The 308-nt window shown below is 66.9% G+C and carries 1 protein-coding gene; it reads left to right on the forward strand.

Features of this window, described 5'->3' with window-relative positions; translation table 11 throughout:
* The coding region (locus tag FS767_RS21970) for a carbamoyltransferase C-terminal domain-containing protein (protein ID WP_305986781.1) at window positions 1-308 on the forward strand (308 nt) is incomplete at both ends.

Genomic DNA, 308 nt, shown 5'->3' on the forward strand with positions numbered 1-308 from the left:
CCCAACGCACCCAAGTGGGAGCGGATCGACGACATGCCCCGGCGCATCGCCGAGATCATGGTGGCCGGCAATCCGGTGGCCTGGTTCCAGGGTCGCCTGGAATTCGGTCCGCGCGCCCTGGGCGGTCGCTCCATCATCGGCTGCCCCAGCGTGCCGGGCGTGGCCGATCGCATCAACGCCCAGATCAAGTTCCGCGAGCGCTGGCGGCCGTTCTGCCCGTCCATGCTCGACACCGTGGCGCCGCAGATGCTCAAGGTCGACCATCCCTCGCCCTTCATGACCTTTACCTTCGAGGTCAACGAAGAGTG

Source organism: Pseudomonas sp. DE0010 (assembly GCF_007680745.1).
Classification (GTDB): Bacteria; Pseudomonadota; Gammaproteobacteria; order Pseudomonadales; family Pseudomonadaceae; genus Aquipseudomonas; species Aquipseudomonas parafulva_B.